22 protein-coding genes are annotated in these 26,342 nt (G+C 63.7%); 14 read left to right on the top strand and 8 right to left on the bottom strand.

From position 1 onward, the window contains the following. The 3 genes from EOA75_RS07425 to EOA75_RS07415 all read right to left on the bottom strand — a co-directional run. Positions 1 to 3,061, bottom strand: a 3,061-nt coding sequence (locus tag EOA75_RS07425; protein WP_164747305.1) for an efflux RND transporter permease subunit, incomplete at its 3' end; no start/stop codon positions are given. Next, entirely contained in the window at positions 3,058 to 4,215 is a 1,158-nt protein-coding gene (locus tag EOA75_RS07420; RefSeq protein WP_127239422.1) for an efflux RND transporter periplasmic adaptor subunit, read from the bottom strand. The genes EOA75_RS07425 and EOA75_RS07420, both read right to left, overlap by 4 nt. A gap of 246 nt (positions 4,216 to 4,461) precedes the next feature. Then, the gene (locus EOA75_RS07415; protein WP_067002767.1) at positions 4,462 to 5,292 is read right to left on the bottom strand and encodes a MurR/RpiR family transcriptional regulator; all 831 of its coding nucleotides are present in this window, start codon (positions 5,290 to 5,292) and stop codon (positions 4,462 to 4,464) included. A gap of 146 nt (positions 5,293 to 5,438) precedes the next feature. On the opposite strand from EOA75_RS07415, the gene EOA75_RS07410 reads away from it, so the two are divergent. From EOA75_RS07410 to EOA75_RS07345, 14 genes are all read left to right on the top strand, one after another. Beyond that, positions 5,439 to 6,257, top strand: coding sequence for an N-formylglutamate amidohydrolase (locus EOA75_RS07410; protein ID WP_095826733.1), 819 nt, complete (start codon positions 5,439 to 5,441; stop codon positions 6,255 to 6,257). A 22-nt stretch (positions 6,258 to 6,279) separates the two neighbouring features. Beyond that, positions 6,280 to 7,836: an amino acid permease gene (locus EOA75_RS07405; protein ID WP_067002581.1), complete on the top strand. Its 1,557-nt coding sequence runs from the start codon at positions 6,280 to 6,282 to the stop codon at positions 7,834 to 7,836. Between the two features lie 87 nt (positions 7,837 to 7,923). Further along, positions 7,924 to 9,294 carry a glutamine synthetase family protein gene (locus tag EOA75_RS07400; RefSeq protein WP_095778816.1) on the top strand — a complete coding sequence of 457 codons (1,371 nt, stop codon included), beginning with the start codon at positions 7,924 to 7,926 and terminating at the stop codon, positions 9,292 to 9,294. Positions 9,295 to 9,364: 70 nt separating this feature from the next. After that, positions 9,365 to 9,775 (top strand): hypothetical protein, encoded by a 411-nt coding sequence (locus EOA75_RS07395; RefSeq protein ID WP_095823439.1) that lies wholly within the window; start codon positions 9,365 to 9,367, stop codon positions 9,773 to 9,775. Further along, positions 9,765 to 10,181 carry a type II toxin-antitoxin system VapC family toxin gene (locus tag EOA75_RS07390; protein WP_095823438.1) on the top strand — a complete coding sequence of 139 codons (417 nt, stop codon included), beginning with the start codon at positions 9,765 to 9,767 and terminating at the stop codon, positions 10,179 to 10,181. The genes EOA75_RS07395 and EOA75_RS07390 overlap by 11 nt, the downstream gene beginning before the upstream one ends. Positions 10,182 to 10,205: 24 nt before the next feature. Further along, positions 10,206 to 11,591 carry an aldehyde dehydrogenase family protein gene (locus tag EOA75_RS07385; RefSeq protein ID WP_127323968.1) on the top strand — a complete coding sequence of 462 codons (1,386 nt, stop codon included), beginning with the start codon at positions 10,206 to 10,208 and terminating at the stop codon, positions 11,589 to 11,591. 16 nt (positions 11,592 to 11,607) lie between these two features. Beyond that, positions 11,608 to 12,780 (top strand): iron-containing alcohol dehydrogenase, encoded by a 1,173-nt coding sequence (locus tag EOA75_RS07380; protein WP_127323967.1) that lies wholly within the window; start codon positions 11,608 to 11,610, stop codon positions 12,778 to 12,780. Between the two features lie 241 nt (positions 12,781 to 13,021). Then, entirely contained in the window at positions 13,022 to 14,128 is a 1,107-nt protein-coding gene (locus EOA75_RS07375) for an ABC transporter substrate-binding protein (RefSeq protein WP_127323966.1), read from the top strand. A 134-nt stretch (positions 14,129 to 14,262) separates the two neighbouring features. Continuing rightward, positions 14,263 to 15,108: an ABC transporter permease subunit gene (locus EOA75_RS07370; protein ID WP_176477631.1), complete on the top strand. Its 846-nt coding sequence runs from the start codon at positions 14,263 to 14,265 to the stop codon at positions 15,106 to 15,108. After that, positions 15,105 to 15,896, top strand: a complete 792-nt coding sequence (locus tag EOA75_RS07365) for an ABC transporter permease (protein WP_127323965.1) — start codon at positions 15,105 to 15,107, stop codon at positions 15,894 to 15,896. Before EOA75_RS07370 ends, EOA75_RS07365 begins: the two co-directional genes overlap by 4 nt. A 27-nt stretch (positions 15,897 to 15,923) precedes the next feature. Next, complete coding sequence (locus tag EOA75_RS07360; RefSeq protein WP_127215377.1) at positions 15,924 to 16,988, top strand: ABC transporter ATP-binding protein; 1,065 nt, start codon at positions 15,924 to 15,926, stop codon at positions 16,986 to 16,988. Between the two features lie 157 nt (positions 16,989 to 17,145). Next, a complete protein-coding gene (locus tag EOA75_RS07355; RefSeq protein ID WP_127323964.1) occupies positions 17,146 to 18,696 on the top strand; it encodes a sodium:proton antiporter in 1,551 nt (516 codons plus the stop codon). 112 nt (positions 18,697 to 18,808) lie between these two features. Continuing rightward, positions 18,809 to 19,726 carry an endonuclease/exonuclease/phosphatase family protein gene (locus EOA75_RS07350; protein WP_067325867.1) on the top strand — a complete coding sequence of 306 codons (918 nt, stop codon included), beginning with the start codon at positions 18,809 to 18,811 and terminating at the stop codon, positions 19,724 to 19,726. Between the two features lie 7 nt (positions 19,727 to 19,733). Next, entirely contained in the window at positions 19,734 to 20,579 is an 846-nt protein-coding gene (locus EOA75_RS07345; protein WP_067002559.1) for an EamA family transporter, read from the top strand. Here EOA75_RS07345 and EOA75_RS07340 read toward each other — a convergent pair. The 5 genes from EOA75_RS07340 to EOA75_RS07320 form a co-directional block, all read right to left on the bottom strand. Continuing rightward, on the bottom strand, positions 20,566 to 21,801 hold the full coding sequence (locus EOA75_RS07340; RefSeq protein ID WP_164747304.1) for an MFS transporter: 1,236 nt from the start codon (positions 21,799 to 21,801) through the stop codon (positions 20,566 to 20,568). The two genes, EOA75_RS07345 and EOA75_RS07340, sit on opposite strands and share 14 nt — an antisense overlap. Positions 21,802 to 21,893: 92 nt before the next feature. Continuing rightward, positions 21,894 to 22,211 (bottom strand): Dabb family protein, encoded by a 318-nt coding sequence (locus EOA75_RS07335; RefSeq protein WP_127323962.1) that lies wholly within the window; start codon positions 22,209 to 22,211, stop codon positions 21,894 to 21,896. A gap of 10 nt (positions 22,212 to 22,221) precedes the next feature. Continuing rightward, the gene (locus EOA75_RS07330) at positions 22,222 to 23,850 is read right to left on the bottom strand and encodes a choline dehydrogenase (protein ID WP_127323961.1); all 1,629 of its coding nucleotides are present in this window, start codon (positions 23,848 to 23,850) and stop codon (positions 22,222 to 22,224) included. A gap of 12 nt (positions 23,851 to 23,862) precedes the next feature. Next, entirely contained in the window at positions 23,863 to 24,624 is a 762-nt protein-coding gene (locus EOA75_RS07325) for a 3-ketoacyl-ACP reductase (protein ID WP_127323960.1), read from the bottom strand. Then, positions 24,621 to 26,123: a GMC family oxidoreductase gene (locus EOA75_RS07320; RefSeq protein WP_127215739.1), complete on the bottom strand. Its 1,503-nt coding sequence runs from the start codon at positions 26,121 to 26,123 to the stop codon at positions 24,621 to 24,623. Before EOA75_RS07320 ends, EOA75_RS07325 begins: the two co-directional genes overlap by 4 nt. Between the last annotated feature and the right edge of the window lie 219 nt (positions 26,124 to 26,342).

The raw sequence follows: 26,342 nt of genomic DNA, 5'->3' as shown, positions 1-26,342 counted from the left end.
CCTTGGGCGTGACGAAGCGGCCGAGCAAGAGATAGGCGACAGGGGTCAGGAAAAGCGTGGAGACGGTCGCCAGGCCAAGGCCGCCGACGATCACCCAACCGAGCGCCACGCGCGCCTCGGCGCCTGCGCCCGAAGCCAGCACCAGCGGCACGCCGCCGAGCACGGTGCAGATCATCGTCATCATCACCGGGCGAAGGCGAATGGTGGCGGCCTCTTCGATCGCCTCGCGCACGCCAAGCCCGCGGTCGCGCAGCTGGTTGGCGAACTCGACGATCAGGATGCCGTTCTTGGCCATGACCCCGACCAGGAGGACCAGGCCGATCTGGCTGTAGGCATTGAGGCTGGTGCCCGACAAAAGCAGCGCGAAGATGGCGCAGGCGAGCCCGAGCGGCACTGTCGCCATGATGATGACGGCGCTGACGAAGCTCTCGAACTGGGCCGCCAGCACCAGAAGGATGATGACCAGCGCGAAACCGAAGATGGTCGCCATGGCGCTGTTGCTCTCGCCGAGCGTCGCCGCCTCGGCCAGCGGCACGATCCGCGCGTCCGACGGCAGCAGCGTTGTTGCGATTTCCTCGGCGCGCGTCAGCGCATCGCCGAGCGCGAAGCTGCCGCCCAGATTGGCGGTGATCGCCACGGACGGCTGCTGCTGCTCGCGAGTGAGGGACGGCGGCACGGCGCGCTCGGTCAGCGTGGCGATGGTCGACATCGGCACGAAGCGGCCGTCCGACGTTTTCAGAAAAATGTTTTCCAGATCGGTCGGATCGTTGATTGGATTGGTGGTCGAGACCAGCTTCACGCCATAGCTGCGGTCGGCGATGTAGACGTCGACGACATCGTTGCCGTCGAGCATTGCCTGCAGCGTGTCCGCAAGCCCGGTGATGTCGATGCCGAGGTCGGAGGCGCGCTCACGGTCGATGGCAACGGCAAGCTGCGGCTGCGTAAGGTCGACGGAAAGTCTTGGTGCTTGGAAGCGTGGATCCTGCCGCATCTCCTCGACGATCTGCACCGCCGCCGCGCTTAGCGCCTTGCGGTCGTTGCCGACCAGGGCGAATTGCAGGCCGCTGCCGGCGCCGCGGATGCGAAGGCTGTTGGGCTGAACCGGGAAAACGCGGACGCTTGGCACCTGCTTCGTCAGGCGGCTGATCTCGGCCATGATCTCCTGCTGGCTGCGCGTCCGCTCGGCCCACGGCGCCAGCGTCATCACCATGAAACCGCTATTGTAGGCGCCGTTGTTGCCGGCATTCGCGAAGGTGCTGCGGATCTCGCCGGAATCGCGCAAAGGCTGGATCAGCCGCTCGATCTTGCGCATCTGCTCGGTCGTGTAGTCGAGGCTGACTCCTTGCGGCGCGTTGATGCGCAGCAAAACGACGGCGCGGTCTTCGGTCGGCGTCAGCTCCTGACGTATCGTGCCGAACAAAGTGAAGGCGGTGCCAGCGAAGAGCATAGCGACGAGCACTACGATCCAGGGGGCGCCGAGGCAGGCATGCAGGCAGCGCTTGTAGAGCCGATGCAATGCGCCGCCGATGCGAGCGCCCACGCCGCTGCCGCCTTCGTGGTGAAGAGAGGCGCTGGTCAGCATGCGCGAGGCGAGCATCGGGCAGAGCGTCAGCGCCACGACGCAGGAGAGCAGTACCGACATCGCCAGCACGAAGCCGAACTCGCGAAAGAGCCCGCCGGTCTGTCCCGGCAGGAAGGAGATCGGCACGAAGACGGCGACCAGGGTCAGCGTCGTGGCAACGACGGCGAAGAAGACTTCCTGGGTGCCGAGCACGGCGGCCGCGCGCGGCCCCATGCCCTCGTTGCGGCGGCGCACGATATTTTCGAGCACCACGATGGCGTCGTCGACGACGAGGCCCGTCGCCAGAACCAGCGCCAGCAGCGTCAGGATGTTGATGGAAAAGCCGGCGAGATAGATCGCGGCGATGGTGCCGATCATGGCGACCGGCATCGACAGGCCCGGGATCAGCGTCGCGCGCCAGTCGAGCAGGAAGGCGTAGATGACGATCAGCACGATCGAGACGGAAAGCGCGAGCGCGATCTCAACCTCGTGCACCGCGCCGTTGACGAAGACGGCATCGTCGCTGGTGACCTTGATCGACATGCCTTGCGGAAGATTTGCCTGGAGTTTCTCGACGGCAGCCCTGACGCCGGTCGATATATCGAGCGTGTTCGATTCCGCCTGGCGGATGATGCCGAGGCCGATGCCGGTTTTGCCGTCGGAGCGCAATGAGGTCTGGCCGATGTCGGGGCCGAGCGTCACGGTGGCGACGTCGCGGATGCGCGTCGCGCCGCCGATGACGATGCTCTCGAATTCCTCCGGCGTGGTCACGTCGGCCGTCGTGCGCACGACGAGGTCCTGGTTGGTGGTGGTGATCGAGCCGGCCGGGGAATCGAAGGCGACGGAGGCGAGCGCCTTGCGCAAATCCGCCACGGTGAAGCCATGGCTTGCCAGCTTGTTCTGGTCGACATCGATGCGGAAGATTTTGTCGCGGTCGCCGGACACCTGGACGTCGGCGACTCCTGGAACGGCGGCGAGCTCGTCCTCGATGCGGTCCTGGACCAGCACCGTCATGTCCTGCACCGACATGGTGTCGGACGTGACCGCCAGCCTCATCACCGGGTCGGAATTGGCGTCGGCCTTGACGATGCGCGGCGCATCGGCGGTCTCGGGCAGTTGGTTGGTGATGCGGCTGACGGAATCGCGGACATCGGAGGCGGCTACATTGAGATCGACGCCGTCGTTGAACTCGATGGTGACGCGGCTCTGGCCGAAAGATGAAGTCGACGAGATCGACTTGACACCCGAGACGCGCGCGACGGCGCCCTCGATCGGGTCGGTCAACTCGCGGTCGACGGTTTCGGCGGCCGCACCCTCGAAGGTGGTGTTGACGGTGATGACCGGGCGGTCGACATCCGGCAGTTCGCGGATTTCGACGCCCCAGAAGGCTGCGAGGCCGGCGACCGCGATGAGCGTGTTGAGCACGAAGGCCATGACCGGCCTGCGGATGAAGAGCGCGGTCAGGCCCGATCCCGCGGTCTGGTCGCCGGTGGCGCTCATGAGCCTTCGGCCGCGGTGGCGCGGTCCTCGCCGGCGATCCGGACGTCGCCGCCTTCGCTGACACTCTCCGTGCCTTCGGTCACCACCATGTCGCCGCTCTCGACGGGAGCATCGATCAGCACCGTCTCGGTGTTGCGCTGGATGATGCGCACCGGCACGCGCTTTGCCTTGCCGTTTTCGACGGTCCAGATATAGGCGCCGTCGGTGCCCCACTGGATGGCCAGTGGGCTGACGGCCGGATAGGTGTCGCCGGGGAATTTCATGGCGATCTGGAACGACATGCCGGCGCGCAGCGAATCCGCCGGGTTGGCGATCGTCGCCTTGACGAGCAGCGTGCGGCTGTTCTCGTCGATATGGTTGTCGATGGCCGAAACCGTGCCGGAATAGACCTGGTTGGGGTTGGCCAGCGGCGTGGCCGACAATCGCTGTCCGACCTTTACAGCGGCGGCGAAACGCTCCGGCACCCAGAAATCGACCAATATGCTCGAGCGGTCGTCAAGCGTGGCGATCGCCGACTGGCTGGTGACATAGTTGCCGGCGGCGATCGGCAGGATACCGACAGTGCCTTCGATAGGCGCGACGACCGAGCGGCGCTCGAGCGCGAGCTCGGCATCGCGCAGCGCCAGCTTGGCATTGGCGAGCGCCACCTCGGCATCCGCGACGGCAACTTGCGTGGCGGCATTGGAGGCTCGCAGCGACTTGACCCGGTCGAGCTTCGCCTGGGCGTCGTCGAGCGCGACCTTGGCACGGTCGCGCGCAATCACTTCCGTCTCCGAATCGAGCCTGGCGATGACATCGCCTTTTTCGACATGGGTGCCGGACTGCACCGGCAGTTCGGTGAGGCGGCCGGAAGAGTATGGATTGACAGTGACTGTCGCATTGGCGCGGCCGGTCCCGATCGCCTGAAGCCTGTCGTTGATGGTGGCGGTGCCGGCAGGGGAGGCGACAATGGTCACGATCTGGCCGGCGCGATTGCGACCGGACCGGACAGAACCGCTCTCGATGCTTCCCGTGGCGGGGGGCGTCGCCGCAATCGCCCAGTCAATACCCCAGCGTGCCAATACCTCAGGCGCGCCGGGATAGAAGCGCGCCCAGGCGGCCGCAGCGGCAACCACGATCACCAGCGCAAGAACAATCTGTTTCCAGCTCGACATTGACACTCCAGCGGCAGAATCGTCCGCCGGTTCCAAGTGGAAGCAGGCTGAGCGACGATACGGCGTGAGAGCGAAACCGGCCACGCCACATCATAATATCAGCGTTTTATGGCAATTATCACGCAAACGTGCACATTAAATCTCGGTAACGTGAAGCGGGATCATCGCTTCGGTCCCACGTTTTGCCGCAATTTGGGTGACGCCGGCCGCCATTCGGTTAAAGGAAAACCGAACGGACGGAACTGCCTAGCGCAGGCTCTCCAGGTCGCGGATGCGCTTGGCGCCGGCGGCTTCGAGCTGCCTCGTGACCGCGCCGATTAGCGTTTCGGCGACGACAAAGAGGGCGGCGGACGAATCCCAGGCCGAAGGCACGGCGGTACGCCCGGCGATCACATGGCGGGCGAAGCGGGCGATCGGCGAGAGCCACTGATCGGTGAAGAGCACGATCTGGACGCCGCGCTGGTGCGCCTTCTCGGCAAAGCGGAGCAGACTTTCCTGGTAGCGCCTGATGTCGAAGATAACCAGGACGTCGCGCTTGCCCATGTCAATCAGCCGGTCGCGCCAGATGCTCTCCTGGCCGGCGAGGTGGTAGACGTCTGGCTGGATGATGGCGAGATGGGCTGCCATGTAGCGCGCGAGCGGATCGGTGAAGCGGCCGCCGATCAGAAAGGTCTTGCCGCGGCGCTCGGCAAGCCGTGCGGCAATGTCGGCCAACTGCTTGTCGGTAAGGTGCCGGAACGTCTCGCGCATGTTGTCGAGCGTCGCCTCCAGCATCGGCGAAACGGCGCCGCCATTGGCGGGCGACGCCGAGTTGAGCGTGCGAGAGGCCGGCGACTGCAATTGCGCGGCCAGTTCATCCTGCAGCGCCGACTGGAATTCGGGATAGTTCTGGAAACCCAACCTGGCGACGAAACGCAGAATCGTCGGTGAGGAGACTCCCGCCGCGGTCGAGAACTCGGCCACGGTCTTCAGCCCGGTCAGCGGATAGTTGGCAATCAGCGTCTGCGCGGCGCGGCGCTCGCCTGCCGGCATGGTGCCGATGCGGTCCGAAATCAGTTCGGCAATACTGGAGATCATGGTTTTCCCCACCCTTTGACCCGGTCGCCGCCGTTTTCGGAATTCCGCGTTTGACAAAGCCGCGTAAACTGTATGAAATCATTCACAGGGGCGCAATGAGGCAAATTACGTAACATAAGATACAGCGCTCCCGAGGGGACGGCAGTATGGAGAAAGCACGGCGCGCCAGCCTTGCACCGTCGGAGACCGTGAGGGTGACCAACCCCGGCGGCTCGAGCCCCTTCGTCCTCACCTGCGATCACGCCTCGAACTTCCTGCCCGCCGAATTCGGAACGCTCGGGCTGCCCGCCGAGGATCTCTCCCGGCATATCGCCTGGGATCCGGGCGCGCTGCCGGTCGCCAGCCGGATGGCCGACGCGCTCGACGCCACGCTGGTCGAAACCCGCATCTCGCGCCTGGTGATCGACTGCAACCGCCCGCTCGACGCGCCGGACCTCGTGCCGCCGGTCAGCGAGGCGACGGCCATTCCGGGCAATTCGAATCTCTCGGGCAAGCAGCGCGCGGAGCGGATCGATCTCGCGTGGCGTCCGTTCCACGACACGATCGCTGAGATCATCGAGCAGCGGCTGGCGCTCGGGCAGGAGACGCGACTGGTGTCGGTGCACTCCTTCACGCCGGTCTATAAGGGCAGGAGCCGTCCCTGGCATATCGGCATCATCCATGACGACGACCGCCGGCTCGCCGCGCCGCTGATATCGGCACTCAAGCGGCTCTCCGGCGTCACCGTTGGCGTCAATGAACCCTATTCGCCGGCCGACCGCGTCTATTTCACGCTGGAACGGCACGCGCGCTCGCGCGGCCTTGCCTGCGCGATGATCGAAATCCGCAACGACGAGATCTCCGGCGAGACCGGGCAGCGGAAATGGGCGGATCTGCTCACAGGCATATTCTCGAATCTGGAGCCCGAGGAGGCCAGGGGCTCCCGACAACGCGCAATGGGAAAGTCAGTACAGTCGGCCAGCTAAGAAACCACAGGGGACTTCCAACATGGCAGCAAATGACTACACCGAAGTCGACAAGGCTGAGGACATACAGGTCCTCCACAGCATGGGCTATGCCCAGGAACTGGAGCGGCGCCTCAGCCGCTTCTCGAATTTCGCGGTTTCCTTCTCCATCATCTGCATCCTGTCCGGCGGCATCAACTCGCTGGCGCAGGCGACCTCCGGCGCCGGCGGCATCGGCATCGGCATAGGCTGGCTGGTGGGCTGTTTCGTGTCGCTCACCTTCGCGGTCGCCATGTCGCAGATCAGCTCGGCCTATCCGACGGCCGGCGGCCTCTATCACTGGGGCTCGATCCTCGGCAATCGCGGCACCGGCTGGGTTACCGCCTGGCTCAACCTGCTTGGCCTGATCACCGTGCTTGGCGCCATCAACGTCGGCACCTGGACTTTCTTCGTCGGCGCTTTCGGGCCGGCGCTGGGCATTGAAAACAACCTGACCACCCAGACGATCTTCCTGGTCATCATCACCGGTGCGCAGGCGCTGATCAACCATCTGGGCATCAAGCTGACGGCAAAGCTAACCGACTTTTCGGGCTATCTGATCTTCTTCGGCTCGATCCTGATCGCGGTGGTCTGCCTGCTCTCGGCCGAGACCTGGGACTTCAGCCGCCTCTTCACCTTCCACAACTACTCAGGCGATGCCGGAGGCGGCGTGTGGCCGCAGGTCTCGAACGCCTGGGTCTTCGCGCTTGGCCTCCTGCTGCCGATCTATACGATCACCGGCTATGACGCCTCGGCGCACACGTCGGAGGAAACCATCAAGGCGGCTTCTTCCGTGCCGCGCGCGATGGTCATGTCGGTCATCTGGTCGGCGCTGTTCGGCTACCTGTTCCTGGCTGCCTTCGTGTTGATGATCCCGAACATGGACGAGGCCGCCAAGCAGGGCTGGAACGTGTTCTTCTGGGCCTTCGACCAGCGCGTCGGAACCGGACTGAAGGAGTTCGTCTATCTCGTCGTGTTCCTGGCACAGCTGCTGTGCGGCCTTGCCACCGTCACGTCGGCCTCGCGCATGATCTTCGCCTTCTCGCGTGACGGCGGCCTGCCCGGCTCGGCAGCGCTTTCCAAGGTCAGCCCGACCTATCGCACGCCCGTGGCGGCGATCTGGACAGCCTCGATCCTGTCGGTGCTGTTCGTGTGGGGCTCGTCGGTGGTCTCGGTCGCCGGCACCTCGGCCTACACGATCGTGGTGTCCTGCACCGTCATCTTCCTGTTCCTCTCCTTCACCGTGCCGATCGTGCTCGGCATGATGGCCTGGGGGACGCCGAAGTGGGACAAGATGGGGCCGTGGAACATGGGCCGCGGCATCTTCATGCTGTTCGGTCTGCTCTCGATCGTGTCGATGATCCTGATCTTCGTCATCGGCATCCAGCCGCCGAACGACTGGGCGCTCTACATCACCGTCGGCTTCTTCATCCTGACGGCGGTCGTCTGGTTCGCCTTCGAGCGCAACCGCTTCCAGGGGCCGCCGCTCGGCGACATCATCGCGGCCCGCCAGGCGGCGATCAAGGCGGCAGAGCAGGCGGTCGGCGAGACCGGCCACTGACATCGGACATCATGGCCCTGGCCGGCGTCACGCCGGCCAGGGCTTCGTTTCTCCCTTTCAATCGACAAGTGTTGGAGTGCCAAAGGAATGGCCGGGAATTTCTCGTTCGATCAGTTGAAGAAAGCGGTCTCGAACGGCGAGGTCGACACGGTGCTGGCCTGCATCGTCGACATGCAGGGCCGGCTCGCGGGGAAGCGCTTCCTGGCCCAGTATTTCGTCGATTCCGCGCATGGCGAGACGCATGGCTGCAACTATCTGCTGGCCTGCGACATCGATATGGAGCCGGTGCCGGGCTACAAGGCGGCGAGCTGGTCGAAGGGTTATGGCGACTTTGTCATGAAACCCGACCTGTCGACGTTGCGGCGCGTACCATGGCTGGAGAAGACGGCGCTGGTCATCTGCGACGTGCTCGATCATCACGACCATGAGGACCTCGCGCATTCGCCGCGCGCGATCCTGAAGAAGCAGGTCAAGCGCCTGAGCGAGCGCGGCTATATCGGCTACTTCGCCTCCGAGCTCGAATTCTACCTGTTCAGCGAAACCTATGAATCGGCGCGCAGGAAGCACTGGCAAGGGCTCGACAGCGCTTCGCCCTATATCGGCGACTACCAGATCGGCATCACCACCAAGGAAGAAGGCGTCATGCGCCGGCTCCGCAACGAGATGGAGGCAGCCGGTATCCCGATCGAAAATTCCAAGGGCGAGTGGGGTCCGGGCCAGGAAGAGATCAATGTGCGCTATGCCGAGGCGCTCGAGATGGCGGATCGCCACGTCATCCTGAAGAACGGCGCCAAGGAGATCGCCGATTCCGAAGGCAAGGCCATCTCCTTCATGGCCAAGTACAATTACGGGCTCGCCGGCAATTCCAGCCACATCCACAATTCGCTGTGGAGCGCCGACGGCGGGACGCCGCTGTTCTTCGACAAAAACGCCGAATGGACGCTGTCGAGCCTCGGCCAGCAATGGGCGGCCGGCCAGCTCAAATACGCCAAGGAGTTCACCTGGTTCCTGGCGCCGTACATCAACTCCTACAAGCGCTTCCAGGCCGGCACCTTCGCGCCGACCAAGATCATGTGGAGCGAGGACAACCGCACGGCGGGATTCCGGCTGTGCGGCGAGGGTACCAAGGGCATCCGCATGGAATGCCGCATCGGCGGCGCCGATCTCAACCCCTATCTCGCCTTCGCCGCGCTGATCGCGGCCGGTCTCGCCGGCATCGACGAGAAGCTGGAGCTGCAGAAGCCGTTTGTCGGCGACGCCTATCAGGCGTCGCAACTGCCGGAAATCCCGAAGACGCTGCGCGATGCCACCGAGACGCTGGAAGGCTCCACGATGCTGAAGCAGGCCTTCGGCGAGGAGGTGATCGAGCACTATGTCCACACCGCCCGCTGGGAGCAGTTCGAATACGACCGCCGTATCACGGATTGGGAACTGCACCGGGGGTTTGAACGCTACTAAAGCTGTAATCGACGTTGACTGAACCTAACTAAAGCTGCAGTCTTGGCTGGTTGAGTTCGGGAACGTGAGAATGGGAAAGTATTCGCCTTTGCGTTCGTATCTTATGGCTCAAACCGGCGAGCGGGTTCCGATGTCGTTCAGCGACATCGAGAAGCTGCTTGGCGAAAAGCTACCGGCGTCCAAGCAGTATCCGGCTTGGTGGAGCAATAACCCCAGCAACAATCCAATGACAAAGGAGTGGCTGGCCGCGGGGTTCCAGACTGAGTCCGTCAATATAGCGGGCGAAAATCTGGTCTTTCGGCGCGTTCAGCCAGGTTCCGGCACTGCAAAGGGGTTCGGCGAATCGGCTCAGGCCGAGATCGGCGGGACACCGACACGGCACCCGATCTTCGGCTGCATGAAGGGAACGCTTACTATCCTCCCAGAGGTCGATCTGACGGAGCCTGTCGAGCAGGATTGGGGCAAGGTCTATGAAGACTGAGAACCTTCTGTTGGACACTTGCGCGGTCATCTGGATTTCGCAGGACGAACCGATAGCCGATGCGGCGACAACGGCTATCAGCAAGGCTCCTCAGTCCGGCACGCTGAACGTATCGGTCATGACGGCATGGGAGATGGGCATGCTGGTGTCGAAGGGCAGGTTGCCGTCCACGAAGACGCCCGACCGTTGGTTCGACGAGTTCGTTGAGGCGGCGGCCGTCACAGTGGAAGGGGTGACGCCACGTATTCTCATCGCGGCCTCCTACCTCCCAGGTGTCGTTCACAGCGATCCAATGGATCGAATTCTGATAGCGACCGCGCGGGAGCGCGATTTGACTATCGTAACCCGTGACAAGGCCATTTTGGCCTATGCCGCGCATGGTCATGTCAGAGCCATCGCCTGCTGAAAGAGTCAATTTGGAGACGTCTTCTTGGATACCGTAAAACTTAAATCACCCATCGATGGCTCGATCTATGCCGAGCGGCCGGTCGCGACGGATCAGGCGATCAACGCGGCGGTAGAGCGCGCCAGGGCGGCGCAGGAGAAGTGGGCCGAGACACCGGTCGCGGAGCGCGGCAAGTACATGCTGGCCATGCTGCAAGCGCTGGTCGGCATCAGCGACGAGATCGTGCCCGAGATCGCCTGGCAGATGGGGCGGCCGGTGCGCTATGGCGGCGAGTTCGGCGGCGTCAAGGAACGCACCAGCTACATGGTCGAGATCGCGGAAGCTGCGCTGAAGCCGATCATGGCCTCCAATCCGAAGGACGGCTTTCGCCGCTATGTCAAGAAGGTGCCGCTTGGCGTCGTGCTGGTGATGGCGCCGTGGAACTATCCTTATCTCACCGCGGTCAACACGATCGTGCCGGCGCTGATGGCCGGAAGCGCGGTCATCCTCAAGCATGCGGCGCAGACGCTGCTGGTCGGCGAGCGATTCCAGCAGGCGTTCGACAAGGCGGGCCTGCCGAAAGGCCTGTTCCAGAATCTGGTCATGAACCACGACCAGACCGAAAGGCTGCTCGGCTCGGGCAAGATCGATCATGTCAACTTCACCGGCTCGGTTGCCGGCGGCCGCGCCATCGAGAAGGCCGCGGCCGGCACCTTCATGACGCTCGGCCTCGAGCTCGGCGGCAAGGATCCGGCCTATGTCCTTCCCGACGCCAAAATGGACCATGCGGTCGCCAATTTGGTCGACGGCGCCTTCTACAATTCCGGCCAATGCTGCTGCGGCATCGAGCGCGTCTATGTGCACGAAAAGGTCTATGACGAGTTCGTCGAAGGTTTTGTCGCCGAGACCAGGAACTATGTCGTCGGCAATCCGCTGGAGCAGGCGACGACCATGGGTCCGATGGCGCAGGCACGCTTCGCCGACCTGATCCGCGAGCAGAAGGCAGAGGCGCTGCGCAAGGGCGCCAAGGCGCATATCGCCATGAAGGTGGAAAACGACAGGCCGGGCTCGCCCTATCTGGCGCCGGAAGTGCTGACCGGTGTCGACCACCAGATGAGCGTCATGCGCGAGGAAAGCTTCGGCCCGATCGTCGGCATCATGAAGGTGCGCGACGACGAGGAAGCCATCGCGCTGATGAACGACAGCCCCTATGGGCTGACGGCCTCGATCTGGACGCGCGACACCGAGCGCGCCGTGGCGATCGGCGACCGGGTCCAGACAGGCACCGTGTTCATGAACCGCTGCGACTATCTCGATCCGGCGCTGGTCTGGACCGGCGTCAAGGACACCGGCAAGGGCGCGGCGCTGTCCGCCATCGGCTACGACAACCTGACCCGGCCGAAATCCTATCACCTGCGCGAAGCGATCTGAATTCGAAAGACAATCCATGTCCAAGCTCACCTCCAAATGGAACTACCCCACCACCGTCCGCTTCGGCGCGGGGCGCATCAAGGAACTGCCGGACGCGCTGGCTGCGGCAGGCATCAAGCGCCCGCTTTTCGTGACCGACCCGGGCCTGGCGAAGCTGCCCGTCGTCGCTTCGACACTGAAGATCCTCGACGATGCCAATGTGCCTTATGGCGTCTTTTCCGAGGTGAAGCCGAACCCGGTCGAGTCCAACCTGATCGCCGGCATCGCCGTGTTCAAGAAAGGCAAGCATGACGGGGTCGTCGCTTTCGGCGGCGGCTCGGCGCTCGACCTCGGCAAGCTGATCGCCTTCCAGGCCGGGCAGGCGCGTCCGGTATGGGATTTCGAGGACATCGGCGACTGGTGGACGCGCGCCAACTCGGAGGCGATCGCGCCGATCATCGCGGTGCCGACCACGGCGGGCACCGGTTCCGAGGTCGGCCGCGCCGGCGTCATCACCAATGAAGAGACCCACACCAAGAAAGTCATTTTCCACCCCAAGCTTCTGCCGGCGATCGTGATTGCCGATCCGGAGCTGTCGGTCGGCATGCCGCCCTTCATCACGGCCGGCACCGGCATGGACGCGCTCGCCCACTGCCTCGAAGCCTATTGCGCGCCGGGCTATCATCCGATGGCCGACGGCATCGCCGTGGAAGGCATCCGGCTGGTGTTCGAGAACCTGCCCAAGGCCTTCGCCAACGGCAAGGATCTGGTCGCCCGCGCGAATATGATGAGCGCGGCCGCGATGGGCGCGGCCGCCTTCCAGAAAGGGCTGGGCGCCATCCACTCTCTGTCGCATCCGATCGGCGCGCTCTACGACACCCATCACGGCATGACCAATGCGGTGTTCATGCCCTATGTCCTCGCCTTCAACCGCGATGCGATCGAGGATCGCATCGCGCGGCTCGCCGCCTATTGCGGCATCAAGGGCGGCTTCGATGGCTTCGCAAAAGCCGTCATCAAATTGCGCAAGGAGCTCAAGGTGCCGCATGCGCTGCCCGGCCTGATCAAGGACCTCGACATGGACAAGAACCGCAAGACACTGATCGCCGACATGGCGGTGGTCGATCCGACCGCCGGCGGCAATCCGGTCAAGCTCACCAAGAAAGGGGCGCTTGCTCTGCTCGAAAATGCCATCGTAGGGTCTGTGTAAACCAATTTGCAGCGGAAAGTTGATCTGGAAACGAGGGGAAAGGAAAGGGCAACGGGCGGAATGCAAGGAGGAGAATAATTAGCCGGAAAAAGAATCGCGAAGCGATTGCTACAGCCGGTTAAAGAGAGTTTACTTTTTCGTGTTGCGGGGTGCCGCTTTCACAAAGCTTTCATCTGGCTGTCACACGAAAACGATACCGCATCGCAGGCGTCCAATGGCGTCAGTTCAACGGAGAGAACACATGTTCAAATTCACGGGGAAAGTGCTTTCCCTTTCGGCCGCGGCGCTGTTTGCGTCGACGGTGATTTCGTCCGCCGACGCGATGGACGATCTCGTCAAGGCGGCGAAAGCCGAGGGCCAGCTCACCACCATCGCGCTGCCGCACGACTGGTGCGGCTATGGCGACGTCATCGCCGGCTTCAAGGCGAAGTATCCGGAGATCACCGTCAACGAGCTCAACCCGGATGCAGGCTCCGGCGATGAGATCGAGGCGATCAAAGCGAACAAGGACAACAAGGGCCCGCAGGCACCTGACGTCATCGACGTCGGCCTGTCCTTCGGTCCGTCCGCCAAGAAGGACGGCCTGATCCAGCCTTATAAAGTCTCGACCTGGGATTCCATTCCGGACAGCGCCAAGGACGCTGACGGCTACTGGACAGCCGACTATTATGGCGTGCTCTCGTTCCAGGTGAACAAGGATCTGGTCAAAGAATCGCCGACCGACTGGGCCGACCTGCTGAAGCCTGAATTCGCCAACTCGGTTGCCCTTGCCGGCGATCCGCGCGCTTCGAACCAGGCTATCCAGGCCGTCTACGCCGCCGGCCTTGCCAGCGGCGCTGCCGCTGGCGAAGCCGCAGGCACTGCCGGGCTCGAGTTTTTCAAGAAGCTCAATGCCGCCGGCAACTTCGTGCCGGTCATCGGCAAAACCGCGACGCTCGCCCAGGGCCAGACGCCGATCCTCGTCACCTGGGACTACAACGCGCTCTCCGGTCGCGACACGCTGAAGGGCAATCCCCCCGTTGACGTCATTGTGCCGAAGACCGGCGTTGTCGCCGGCGTTTACGTGCAGGCGATCAGCGCTTACGCGCCGCATCCGAATGCGGCCAAGCTTTGGCTGGAACATCTCTACTCCGACGAAGGCCAGATCGGCTGGCTGAAGGGCTATTGCCACCCGATCCGCTTCAACGATCTCGCCAAGAACGGCAAGGTTCCGGCGGATATGCTGGCGAAGATGCCTCCGGCCGAGTCCTATGCGGCCGCGGTGTTTCCGACGCTCGATGAACAGGGCAAGGCGAAAGAAGCCATCACCAAGAACTGGGACGCCGTTGTCGGCGCAAATGTGAAGTAAGCATCAATATGGTCCGGGCGGCCCGATGGCCGCCCGGACTCCTTCCCAAAAACGGTAGCCGGCGCATGACCGATCTCTCGGTTTCCAATCAGGCAATTGCGGGCAAGGCCGCGCCCCCCGGCGAAGCGCGCGCAATGCGGCTACCGACGCAATGGCTTGGCGTAACGCCGTTCTTCGTCTTCGCCGTCATGTTCCTGATCCTGCCCACGCTCTACTTGATGCTGGGCGCCTTCCAGAACGAGGCGGGCGAGTTCACCTTCGCCAACATCGTCGCGCTTTTTTCGGCCAACATCGTTGCCGCCTACTGGATTTCGATAAAGGTCAGCCTGGCGTCATCGCTGATCGGCGCCTTCGCCGGTCTTGCCATCGCCATCGCCATCGTGCGCGGAGGCCTGCCCAACTGGATACGGTCGGGGACGCTGACGTTTTCCGGTGTCGCGTCCAATTTCGCCGGAGTGCCGCTGGCTTTCGCCTTCATCGCGACCCTAGGCCGGCTGGGCCTCGTCACCGTGCTTCTCAACACGCTGGTTGGGTTCAACATCTATGCGCATGGCTTCAACCTGCTGTCGTTCTGGGGTCTGACGATCACCTATGTCTATTTCCAGATCCCGCTGATGGTGGTCATCATCGTGCCGGCGATCGACGGACTAAAAAGGGAATGGGGCGAAGCCGCCGCCACGCTCGGCGCCACCCAGGCGCAATACTGGCGCTTGGTGGTAATCCCCGTGCTGTGGCCAAGCTTCCTCGGCACCGTGATCCTGCTCTTCGCCAATGCCTTCGGGGCGATCGCCACCGCCTATGCGCTGACCGGGTCCTCGCTCAACATCGTGCCGATCCTGCTCTACGCCCAAATCCGCGGCGACGTGCTGCACAATGCCCATCTCGGTTACGCGATCGCCTTCGGCATGATCGTCATCACCGGGCTTGCCAACATCTTCTACATCTGGTTCCGGACGCGCTCGGAGAGGTGGCTGAAATGAAATCCGGCAGGTTCTGGGCCTGGGTCGTCTTTGTCCTCGGCGCGGCGTATTTCTTCATCCCGCTGATCGCGACGATCGAGTTCTCGCTGCGCATGCGCCGCGGCGTCTATTCCATGGACGCCTACAAGGTCGTGCTCGGCGACAGCCAGTTCCAGGCGACCTTCATGTTTTCGGCGGTCGTCGCCATCTTCACCATTCTCCTCGGCGTGCTGATCGTCGTGCCTACGGCCTACTGGATCCGCCTTCGCATGCCGCAGATCAGGCCGATCGTCGAGTTCATCACGCTGCTGCCGCTGGTGATCCCGGCCATCGTCATCGTCTTCGGCTATATCAGGATGTATGGGTCGAATTCGCCGCTGCCGTTCCTGGCAACCAATCCAGGCGCGAATGCTCTGCTGGTCATCGGCTATGCAACGCTTGCACTGCCATACATGTACCGCGCCGTCGACACCGGGCTTCGCACCATCGACGTGCGCACGTTGACGGAAGCGGCGCAGATCCTGGGTGCCGGCTGGGGCACGATTATCAGCCGCGTGATCCTGCCCAATGTGCTGATCGCGGTGCTTTCGGGCGCATTCCTGACCTTCGCCATCGTGATCGGCGAATTCACCATGGCCAGCCTGCTCAACCGGCCGGCATTCGGCCCGTATTTGCAGAATCTTGTGGCCAACCGCGCCTATGAGCCGGCGGCGCTGTCGATCATCGCGTTCGTCATAACCTGGGGCTGCATGTCGCTGATCCAGATCTTGTCCCGTTTCGCGCCGAAATCGGCGAACCGCCCCAATTGAGCGAAGTACCGACCGAAAGAAAAAGCCATGGCCGAGCCGTTCCTCTCCATCCAGCATGTGCGAAAGTCCTTCGGCGCCACAACCGTGGTCGAGGATTTCAACCTCGATGTCGCGCCGGGCGAATTCGTCTCCTTCCTCGGTCCGTCCGGCTGCGGCAAGACGACGGTGTTGCGCATGGTGGCCGGCTTCGAGGAGCCCTCGGCCGGCAAGATCGTGGTTAGCGGCAAGGACATCACCAGGCTGAAGCCCAACCAGCGCAATATCGGCATGGTGTTCCAGGCCTATGCGCTGTTTCCCAACCTCACTGTGGCGCAGAATATCGGATTCGGACTGAAGGTGGCGGGCATGCCCAGGGCGGCCATCGATTCCCGTGTCGCGGAGATGCTCGACATCATCAGGCTGCCGCAGATGGCCGACCGCTATCCCTACCAGCTCTCCGGCGGCCAGCAGCAGCGCATCGCGCTGGCGCGCGCCATTGCGCCGAAGCCGAAGCTTTTGCTGCTCGACGAGCCGCTGTCGGCGCTGGACGCCAAAGTGCGCATTTCGCTGCGCGAGGAAATCCGCTCGATCCAGAAGAAGCTCGGCATAACCACCATCTTCGTGACGCATGACCAGGAAGAGGCGCTGTCGATCTCCGACCGCATCGCGGTCATGTATGGCGGCAAGGCCGAACAGGTCGGCACGCCGTTCGAGATCTACAACCGGCCGGCGACCAAGTTCGTTGCCAATTTCGTCGGCACGCTCAACGTGCTGGAAGGCAAGGTCACCGATGCCGCGTCCGGCACGGTGCGGGTCAACACGCAGGAAGTCTCGCTGAAGGGAAAGCTCAACGGGTCGAAGTCCGGCGACACGCTGTCGCTGGCGCTGCGGCCCGAAGCGATTTCGCTCGGACGCCAGCCCGGCCACGACACCAGCCTTTCGGGCGAGATCGCCGAGGTGCATTTCCTCGGCTCGGTCATCCGGGTGCGCGTCGGCATCGGCGGCAACACGGTATCGCTCGACACCTTCAACAACTCGGCGACGCCGCCGCCTGTCGTCGGCGAGAAGGCGGACATCTCGTTCTCGTCGGGCGACATGCTGGTGCTGCACTAGGGTGAATGGTGAATAGTGAATAGTGAATGGTGGTCAGCGAAGAGAGCACTTTACGTGCTCGAATTATCTCTGATGATGCCCATTCACCATTCACCATTCACCATTCACCATCGCTTTTTGCAGTGCCAAAGGCCTGTTTCCATCGCTACGATGAGTCATGGCGCTTTTCGAGCTCACCCTCATCCTGCTTCTGATCGCCGTCGGGCTGACGGCGTTGTCGCGATGGCTGGGGATACCTTATCCCTCCCTGCTGGCCTTCGCCGGAGTGGGGATCGCCTTTCTGCCAGGTGCGCCGACCATCGAGATCGACCCGGAACTGGCGCTTGCCCTGTTCATCGCGCCGGTGCTTCTCGATGCCGCCTATGATACGTCGCTGCGCGACCTGAAGCGCTACCGGCTGTCGCTGGTGCTGCTGGCGTTGGGCGCGGTTGTCTTCACCACCGTGGTCGTCGCCTTCGTCGGCTGGAAAATGGCCGGTCTGCCGATCGCGGCGGCGATCGCGCTCGGCGCCATCGTCGCGCCGCCGGACGCCGTGGCGGCGAGCGCCGTGCTTGGCCAGTTCAAGGTGCCGCACCGCCTCAACGTCATCCTGCAAGGGGAGAGCCTGCTCAACGACGCCACGGCACTTCTGATCTACCGCATCGCCGTTTCGGCCGCGGTCGGCTCGGTCATGCTGAGCGATGCGGTGCCGGTGATCCTTTTGTCGACGGCCGGCAGCGTCGCCGCCGGCTATCTGTTCGGCCGCCTCTCGCTGCTGACGCTGACGCGCATCGAGGATGCGGCAAGCAGCACCGTGGTGCAGTTTGCCGGAACCTTTGCCGTCTGGATCATCGCCGACAGGATCGGCCTTTCCGCGATCATCACCATCGTCGTCTATGCCATCACCATCGCGCGCACCGCGCCGCGCCAGATGTCGGCCAGACGCCGCGTCAGCACCTACTCGGTCTGGGAGTCGGCAGTGTTCGTGCTCAACGTGCTGGCTTTCGTGCTGATGGGCCTGCAGGCCCGGTCGATCGTCGGCAGGCTCTCCGGCGATGGGCAGGGCGATGAATTTGTCTTCGCCGCAACGGTGCTGGCCGTTGTCATCGTGGCACGCCTCGTCTGGGTGTTTGGCTACGTCGCGATCATACGGCGGCTCGCCCGCTTCGACAGCAAAGAGCAAAGGCGGGATGCGCCGACATTCGGGGGCGCCTTGCTTGTCGGCTGGTGCGGCATGCGTGGGCTGGTGAGCCTGGTGGTGGCCATTGCACTGCCGGCCAATTTCCCTGGCCGGGACCCGATCGTGCTTGCCGCCTTCGCGGTCGTGCTCGGCACGCTGGTGCTGCAAGGAATGAGCTTGAAGCCGCTGCTGCGCTGGCTCAATTTCGAAGAGGATACGACGATAGATCGCGAAGTGGCGCAGGCACGCGTTGCCATCATGGAAGCCGCGCTCGACGTCCTGAGCCGCAAGACGTCTGCCGCTGCGGACGTCGTGCGCGAGCAGTACGAGGCCCAACGAAAGATCGCCGAGAATCCTGAGGATGCGCAGGCGGCCACCGAATACGACCGGCTGCGCCTCTATGCCATCAAGCGGCAGCGCGATAGGCTCGAAGAATTGCGCCGCGACGGTACGATCGGCGACGAAGCCTATCACCGTCTGGAAGAAGAAATCGACTGGTCCGAGCTGGCAGCATCGCCGGCGGGGCGGTTCCAGTCGCTCACGACCTAGACGATGCCAGGGTCGGCGGTCATGACTGGACCATTCCGCACGTCGATGGCGTCCATTGCAACGCGATGGCCGAGGCGCTAGTGCCGTGGCCGGATATTCAGCCGGTTAATCGATGAAGCTGGTCAGCTACAACATCCAGTACGGCTACGGCAGCGACGGCCGCTACGATCTGGTGCGCGCCGCGCGCCTCGTCGACGGCGCCGACATCATCGCCCTGCAGGAAGTGGAGCGGCACTGGCAGCGCAGCAACGGCGACGACCAGCCGGAAATCCTGTCCAGGCTGCTGCCCGACTATCACTGGGTCTACGGTCCGGCCTTCGACATGGACGCCAGCGAAAAGCGTGATGGGCGCATCGTCAACCGCCGCAGGCAGTTCGGCACGATGCTTCTGTCCAAGCTGCCGATCGTCTGGTCGCGGCTGCATGCGCTGCCGCTGCGCCGCACGCTCAAGCCCCTCAACACGCGCAACGCCGCGCTGGAGTGCATGATCCGGACGCCGGCGGGATCGGTGCGGGTTTTCTCGCTGCATCTTGCCCATATCGCGGCCGAAGAGCGGCTGGAGCAAATCGACTATCTGCTCGCCGAACAGCGCCGCGCGCCGTCCGATGGCGGTCCCTGGAGCGGCGCCGATGACGAGCCGCAGCGCAACTGGGCGAATGGCGAGCCGGAGCCGGAAAACCCGCTGGCGGCGATCTGGCTCGGCGATTTCAACATGGAGCCGGGAAGTGCGGAATACCGGCGCATCGTCGGCAGCACGCCCTATCATCGCGGCGCCGTCTATATCGACGGGTTCGTCGATGCCGCAGCCGTCGCCGCCAAGCCGGTGGCGGACTTCCACACGCATGAAAAGATCATCGAGGGCAAGCTGGCGAAACGCCGGCTCGATCATTGCTTCGTTGGCGGCGTGCTGGCCGGGCGGGTGCGTTCCGTGAGCGCCGATATCGGCGAAGTGGCCTCCGACCATTTCCCGCTCAGGGTCGATATCGATCTGGAAACGCCAGGCATCGCCGCTAGGCTTGCAGGCGGGTGAGGCGGGCATGACGCTTTTCGTCTTCCTCGCGGTGCTGTCGGCGGCCGCCATGCACGCGATCTGGAACGCGCTGGTCAAGGTGCACCTCGACCGCTTCCTGTCGATCACCTTGATGACGCTCGGCATGGGGGCTGCGGCGCTGCTGGCGCTGCCTTTCGTTGAAGTGCCGAAAGCCGAGGTCTGGCCATTCATCCTCGCCTCGGTCTTCTTCCATATGGGCTACCGGACGTTTCTGATCGGCGCTTACAAGGCCGGCGATTTCGCTCAGACCTATCCGCTGGCGCGCGGTACCGCGCCGCTGCTCTCCGCGCTCGGCGGCATCGTTCTGCTCGGAGAGATACCGGCGCCACTCTCCATCTTCGGCATCGTGCTTCTGTCGGCAGGCACGCTGGTCATGTCGTTTCGCGGCGGTGTGCATCTTGAACGGTTCAATCTGCGCGCCGTCAGCTTCGCGCTCGGCACATCGATCTTCATTGCCAGCTACACGCTGTCGGACGGCAGCGGCGCGCGGCTGGCGGCAACCGCGCAAAGCTATGCGGCCTGGCTGTTCGTCTGCGATGCGCTCTGGGCGCTGGTGCTGTGCATCGCCTTTCGCGGGCCACAGTCGCTGCCCCTGCTGGCGCGGGACTGGAAGGCAGGCCTCTTCACCGGCGTGCTCAGCGGCGCCGCCTACTGGATCGTGATGTGGGCGATGACCAAGGCGCCGATCGCCTCGGTGGCGTCGCTGCGCGAGACCTCGATCCTGTTCGCCATGCTGATCTCGGTGCTGGCGCTGGGCGAGAAGATGACGGCATGGCGCGCCGCCGCGGCGCTGGGCATCGTCGCGGGCGTGGTCGCGCTCAGACTGGGCTGACTTCCCGGTCGATCACGGTCATGACCTCGCCACGCTTCTCGGGGCTGAAGCGGATGACGACGATGATGCAGACGGCGACCACGCCGGCAAACAATGCCAGCGCATAGCCATAGCTGCCTCCCCGCGCTTCGGCGATGCCGGCCTGATACGGGCCGCCATAGGAGGCCGCCAGATTGCCGGCCTGGTAGATGAAGCCAGGCAAGGTCGCCCGCACGGAGCCCGGCGATAGCTCGTTGAGATGCACCGGAATGACGCCCCAGGCGCCTTGCACCGCCACCTGCATGATGAAGGCGCCGAGCGCCAGCATGAAGGGCGTCGTCGTATAGGCCCAGAGCGGAATAGCCGGCAGGGCAATGACGCAGGCGAGCGTGATGGCGTTTATGCGCCCGATCTTCTCCGACAGCGCGCCGAACGCCAGACCGCCGACAATGGCGCCGATATTGGCGACGATGGTGATCCAGCTCACCGTGTGCGGATCGAAGCCGTGCTGCTTCTTCAGGAAGGTCGGGTAGAGGTCCTGCGTGCCATGGCTGAAGAAGTTGAAGAACATCATCAGCACCACGGCATAGAGCGCGATGCCCCAGTGCTTCTGCAGCGTTACGAGAAGACCCGGCCGCGCCTGCGCCCGGCCTGAGACGAAGGCGGGCGATTCAGGCACGTGCGAGCGGATGAAGAGCACGATCAGCGCCGGCACGAAGCTCAGCAGGAACATGGCGCGCCAGCCGAAGGTGAAATCGCCGATCTTCTGGCCGTAGAGCAGCCCATAGACAACTGCCGCCAGCAGATATCCCGCCGGATAGCCGCATTGCAGTATGCCCGAAACCATGCCGCGGGCGCTGGGCGGAATGGATTCCATGGCGAGCGAGCTGCCAAGGCCCCACTCGCCGCCCATCGCGATGCCGAACAGCGCCCGAAGCGCCAGGAAGATGCCGAGATTGGGCGAGAAGGCCGCCACCGCCCCGATCACCGAGTAGCTGACGATGTTGAGCATCAGCAGCGGTTTGCGCCCATATCTGTCGGCCAGCATGCCGAACAGGAACGCGCCGATGAATCGCGTGGCCAAGGTCAGGAACAGCGCCTTGGAGACCGCCGGGACATCGGTATGGAATTCAGCGGCGATATCGGTGAGCAGGAATGTCAGAAGGAAGAAATCAAAAGCGTCGAGCGTCCAGCCCAGGAAAGATGCGAGTACGGTTTTCTTCTGCTCCGAGGTGAGACTCAAATCGCTGCTCCTTTGCATCCGCGAAAGGAACGATATGTTCCATGCAGTGCAAAAAAGAACGGGTTATTTGCCGGTTTCCGATCAACCGGCGGTCACATTTCCGTAAACTCCAAGTCGAGGACCATCAGCCCGTCGGTGCCCCCTTCGAGCGCCGCTACCAGGCGAGCGCCGGCGCGCTGATGCGCCTCGTGCGCCAGATAGGCGTCGCGGGCGGCAGCATCGCGGAAATCGATGGTAAAGCCATGGCCGAAACCGCGCGCGAACGGCTCCGGGCTGACATTGGCGCTGAAATGAACCTTGCCCATGCCGTCGATGGCCGGGCGCAGCGCTTCGAGATCGGCGTGAATCGCGGCGCGCTCGGCGGCGGAGGTGCCGTCGCCGAAGCGGACAAAGACGCGGTGGCGGATCATTGTTCTCCCCTCAAGCCGCCTTATTGCCCTTGAACACGGCCGGCGGCAGCGGCTCGCGTCCGAGGATCAGATCGGCGCCCTTCTCGCCGACCATGATGGTCGGCGCATTGGTGTTGGAGGAAGGGACACGCGGCATCACCGACGCGTCGCAGACCCGCAGGCCGTCGATGCCGCGCAGCCTGAGATCGGGCGCCACCACAGCCATCGCATCATGGCCCATGCGGCAGGTGCCGACGGGATGGTGATCGGTCTTGGACGAGCGGCAGGCATAGTCGAAGAGATCGGCGTCGCTTTGCAGGGCAGGGCCGGGCAGCACCTCGCGCTGCACAAAAAGCTGCAGCGCCTTCTGCCGCATGATCTCGCGCGCCAGCCGCAGGCCCTTGATCGACATGTCGCGATCGTAGGAATTGGACCAGTAGTTCGGGTCGATCAGCGGATGATCGGCGGGATCGTCGCTCTTCAATCGCACGGTGCCGCGCGAGCGCGGGCGCAGGAAGGCGGAGTTCAGCGTCACGCCGGGATTCTTCAGTTTTTCGACGCCCGCCTCAATGCCGGAGCCGAGACCGAGATGGAACTGGATGTCGGGCGAGGCGGCGGTCGGATCGGCGTACCAGAAGCCGCCGGTCTCGAACAGGCTGGAGGCGACGGGGCCCTTCTTCAGAAGCACGTATTGCAGGCCGGCCCACATCGTGCGGTGCAGCTTGGCATAGTTGTCATAGGTGTGGTCGCCGGTGCATTCGGCGATCACGAACAGGTCGAGATGGTCCTGCATGTTGGAGCCGACGCCGGGCAGGTCATGGACCGGCGTGACGCCGACCGACTTCAGATGATCGGCCGGGCCAATGCCGGATTGCATCAAGAGCTTCGGCGAGCCGATGGCGCCGGAGGAGATGATCACCTCGCGTTCCGCGCGCAGGATCGTCTTTTCTCCGCCCGGCTTGTCGACGATCTCGACGCCGATGGCGCGGCCTTTCTCGACGACGACGCGGGTGACGAGCACATCGGTCCTGACCGTCAGGTTCTTGCGGGCGCGGATAGGCTTCAGATAGGCGACCGAGGCGGAGGAGCGCCGCGCGTCCTTCTGGGTGAGCTGGTAATAGCCGACGCCTTCCTGGCTGGCGCCGTTGAAATCCGGATTGAAGGGGATTCCCATCTCCTGGCCGGCGCGGAAATAGGCCTCGCAGATCGGCAGCGGCGAGATCGGGTTGGAAACGCCGAGCGGCCCCTGATCGCCGTGATAATCGTTGGCGAAGCGCTGGTTGTTCTCGGCGCGCTTGAAATAGGGCAGCACATCGCGATAGCCCCAGCCGGCCAAGCCCTCTTCCTTCTCCCAGGCGTCATAGTCGCGGGCGTTGCCGCGCGTGTAGATCTGGGCGTTGATCGACGAGCCGCCGCCGACAACCTTGGCTTGGGTGTACCAGAAGACGCGGTCCTTCATGTGCTTCTGCGGCACCGTCGACCAGCCCCAGGAAGCGATGCCCTTGGTCATCTTGGCGAAGCCTGCCGGCATGTGGATCAGCGGGTGCCAATCCTTGCCGCCCGCTTCGAGCAGCAGGACTGAATTGGTCGGCTCCTCGCTCAGCCGGTTGGCCAGCACGCAACCGGCCGGACCGGCGCCAACGATGATGTAGTCAGCCATGGTTCCACTCACTCACAGGCGAGGCACGGAGAGCGCGCCGTCGACATCGATGACCGATCCGGTTGCAAAGCCGAATTTTCCGCTGGCAAGTGCGGCCACCACAGCGCCGATATCGGCGGCCTCGCCCCAGCGTTTGGCCGGCACCAACCCGCCGTCTATCAGCGCGTCATATTTGGCGGATACGCCTGCCGTCATGTCGGTGCGAATGATGCCCGGCCGCACCTCGAACACGCCGATGTTTTCCGCGGCGAGCCGCAGCGCCAGGTTCTTCACCCACATCGAAAGCCCTGCCTTTGAGATGCAGTAGTCGGCGCGCTCCGGCGAGGCCATTGTCGCGCTGACCGAGGTGATGGTGACGATCGACCTCGCAAAGCTGGCGGGTGTCGCCAACATCGCCTTGGCGACGGCCTGGCTGAGGAACACCGTGCCGCGCAGATTGATATTTAGCGCGTGGTCGAAATTATCAGGCTTCAATTCCAGAAGATCGCCGCGCACGACGGCGCCTATGCCGGCGTTGTTGACGAGGCAATCGATGCTGCCGAAGGCGTCCACCGCCGCCGCGACCAGTTTTGGATGGCCAGCGAGATCAGCGATGTCACAGCTGGCATAGGCGAATTTCGCGCCGCGCGCGGCGATGCTTTCGGCAAGTCCATCGGCCGGCTTGTCCGCAAGGTCGGCAACAAGAATATCGAAGCCGGCATCGGCCAGCGCCTCGGCGCAGGCAAGGCCGATGCCGCGCGCGCCGCCGGTGACGATGGCTGCCGGGCGGGTCATGCCGCGAACTCCGTCTTGCGGATATGGTCTGCCACGCGCAGCGCCTGGGCTGCGATCGACAGCGCCGGATTGACCGCCGCCGAGGTCGGCAGGAAGCCGGCGTCCACGACGAACAGGTTCTTATGGTCGTAAGCACGACAGAACGTATCGAGTGGCGCCGTCGCGGGGTCGTTGCCCATCCGCACGGTGCCGCACTGGTGCGAGGGCGTGCGCTTGTCGAACGGGCGCGACAGCACGATCGGGTAACCGCAGGCGCGGAAGTTTTCGCGCATCACCGTGGTCAGGCCTTCCAGCGACTGCATGTTGGAGCGCCGCCACTGCATGACGATCTCCTTGCCGTCGACCAGGATGCGGCTTTCAGGATCGGGCAGGTCCTCGCACATCAGGTACCAGTCGACGGCGTGGCCGGCCATGAAATCGAGCGCGAATCTTGGCGCCAGCTTCACATTGGCCCGCAGCATGTTGCCGTCGATCTTGCCGAGCAGTTGCACATTGCCCAGCGGCTTGCCGCCCTTGCCGCCCGACAGATAATAGTCGTTGAGCATCAGCGTCTTCTGGTAGACGGCGTCGTTGCGGCGGCGCGGGTCGATCGCCAGCATCGCGCTCGAATTGTGGTTCATGAAATTGCGGCCGACCTGGTCGGAACTGTTGGCGAGGCCTTTGCCGTTTGTCGAGGGCGAGCGCAGCAGGATGACGGCGGAGTTGATCGCGCCGGCCGATAGGATGACCAGCTTCGGCGAGAGCGTCCTTTGCGCGCCGTTCTGCGTGTAATGAATGGCGGCAATCGATTTGCCATCCGGCGAGGCCTCGAGCCAGTCGACATGGGCGCCGGTTTCGAGCTTGATGTTCTTGTCATTGAGCGCCGCCGCCAGAGGCCCGGTCTGGGCGTCGACCTTGCCTTGCCCGGTGTTCGGAAAAGCATCCCAGCCGGTCTTGCCCTCCTTCAGCCAGGCTTCGATGTCGACGCCGAGCGGCAGCGAGGCAGGATGCAGGCCGAGGCCTTTGAGCTCGGCGCGAGCACGCGCGATCGAAGGTTCGTCGGGCACCGGCTTGAAGGCATAAGGAATCGAATGGAACGGCTCGGTCGGATCCTCGCCGAGCGCGCCGCGCACGCGGAAAAGCTGCTCGGCCTTCGAATACCAGGGTTCGAACTCGTCATAGGAAAACGGCCAGGCCGGCGAGACACCGCCGAAATGCTCCAGCTCGGAGAAATCCTCCTTGCGGTAGCGGATCAGCACCGCGCCGAAAAATTTCGAGTTGCCGCCGACATAATAGTAATTGCCGGGGTTGAACGCGGCGCCGCCGGCCTCGCGCCACATCTCCTTCGGCCGGTAATGCCCGTCGACGAAGATCGAGCGCGTCGAGCGCGCATGCGGCGTCGCGGGCAGCGGTTCACCGCGTTCCAGGATCAGGATCGAGGCGCCGCTGCCGGCCAAGCCGGAGGCGATCGTGGCGCCGCCGATGCCGGAGCCGATGATGACGATATCCGGATTTGTCATGGTCTAAAGCGCGTCGTGTTTGAACTGACCGGGACCACGCGCTTTAGATCTTTGTCTTGACGCATGTCGCTGCCCCAAAACCGGATCCACTTTTGGGCGACATGCATCAGAGAATGCGCTTCTCGGTCGCCGGATCGAAGAACACCGCCTTGCTGAGATTGAAGGCCAGCGGCGTGCTGGTGCCGGGCTGGATCCTGGCGTCGGCGCGCAGCCGCGCCA

The organism is Mesorhizobium sp. M1A.F.Ca.IN.022.07.1.1 (genome assembly GCF_003997575.1).
GTDB lineage: Bacteria > Pseudomonadota > Alphaproteobacteria > Rhizobiales > Rhizobiaceae > Mesorhizobium.
The sequence above is the reverse complement of the archived record's forward strand: the minus strand, read 5'-3'. Positions and strand labels throughout refer to the sequence as shown.

Excerpts from the sequence above, each read along its gene's own strand:
- EOA75_RS07335 (WP_127323962.1), bottom strand. The coding sequence starts at position 22,211 with ATGATCCGCCACCGCGTCTTTGTCCGCTTCGGCGACGGCACCTCCGCC.
- EOA75_RS07375 (WP_127323966.1), top strand. The coding sequence starts at position 13,022 with ATGTTCAAATTCACGGGGAAAGTGCTTTCCCTTTCGGCCGCGGCGCTG.
- EOA75_RS07395 (WP_095823439.1), top strand. The coding sequence starts at position 9,365 with ATGGGAAAGTATTCGCCTTTGCGTTCGTATCTTATGGCTCAAACCGGC.
- EOA75_RS07365 (WP_127323965.1), top strand. The coding sequence starts at position 15,105 with ATGAAATCCGGCAGGTTCTGGGCCTGGGTCGTCTTTGTCCTCGGCGCG.
- EOA75_RS07325 (WP_127323960.1), bottom strand. The coding sequence starts at position 24,624 with ATGACCCGCCCGGCAGCCATCGTCACCGGCGGCGCGCGCGGCATCGGC.
- EOA75_RS07355 (WP_127323964.1), top strand. The coding sequence starts at position 17,146 with ATGGCGCTTTTCGAGCTCACCCTCATCCTGCTTCTGATCGCCGTCGGG.
- EOA75_RS07360 (WP_127215377.1), top strand. The coding sequence starts at position 15,924 with ATGGCCGAGCCGTTCCTCTCCATCCAGCATGTGCGAAAGTCCTTCGGC.
- EOA75_RS07415 (WP_067002767.1), bottom strand. The coding sequence starts at position 5,292 with ATGATCTCCAGTATTGCCGAACTGATTTCGGACCGCATCGGCACCATG.
- EOA75_RS07390 (WP_095823438.1), top strand. The coding sequence starts at position 9,765 with ATGAAGACTGAGAACCTTCTGTTGGACACTTGCGCGGTCATCTGGATT.
- EOA75_RS07380 (WP_127323967.1), top strand. The coding sequence starts at position 11,608 with ATGTCCAAGCTCACCTCCAAATGGAACTACCCCACCACCGTCCGCTTC.
- EOA75_RS07350 (WP_067325867.1), top strand. The coding sequence starts at position 18,809 with ATGAAGCTGGTCAGCTACAACATCCAGTACGGCTACGGCAGCGACGGC.
- EOA75_RS07370 (WP_176477631.1), top strand. The coding sequence starts at position 14,263 with ATGCGGCTACCGACGCAATGGCTTGGCGTAACGCCGTTCTTCGTCTTC.
- EOA75_RS07330 (WP_127323961.1), bottom strand. The coding sequence starts at position 23,850 with ATGGCTGACTACATCATCGTTGGCGCCGGTCCGGCCGGTTGCGTGCTG.
- EOA75_RS07420 (WP_127239422.1), bottom strand. The coding sequence starts at position 4,215 with ATGTCGAGCTGGAAACAGATTGTTCTTGCGCTGGTGATCGTGGTTGCC.
- EOA75_RS07400 (WP_095778816.1), top strand. The coding sequence starts at position 7,924 with ATGGCCGGGAATTTCTCGTTCGATCAGTTGAAGAAAGCGGTCTCGAAC.
- EOA75_RS07345 (WP_067002559.1), top strand. The coding sequence starts at position 19,734 with ATGACGCTTTTCGTCTTCCTCGCGGTGCTGTCGGCGGCCGCCATGCAC.
- EOA75_RS07405 (WP_067002581.1), top strand. The coding sequence starts at position 6,280 with ATGGCAGCAAATGACTACACCGAAGTCGACAAGGCTGAGGACATACAG.
- EOA75_RS07320 (WP_127215739.1), bottom strand. The coding sequence starts at position 26,123 with ATGACAAATCCGGATATCGTCATCATCGGCTCCGGCATCGGCGGCGCC.
- EOA75_RS07410 (WP_095826733.1), top strand. The coding sequence starts at position 5,439 with ATGGAGAAAGCACGGCGCGCCAGCCTTGCACCGTCGGAGACCGTGAGG.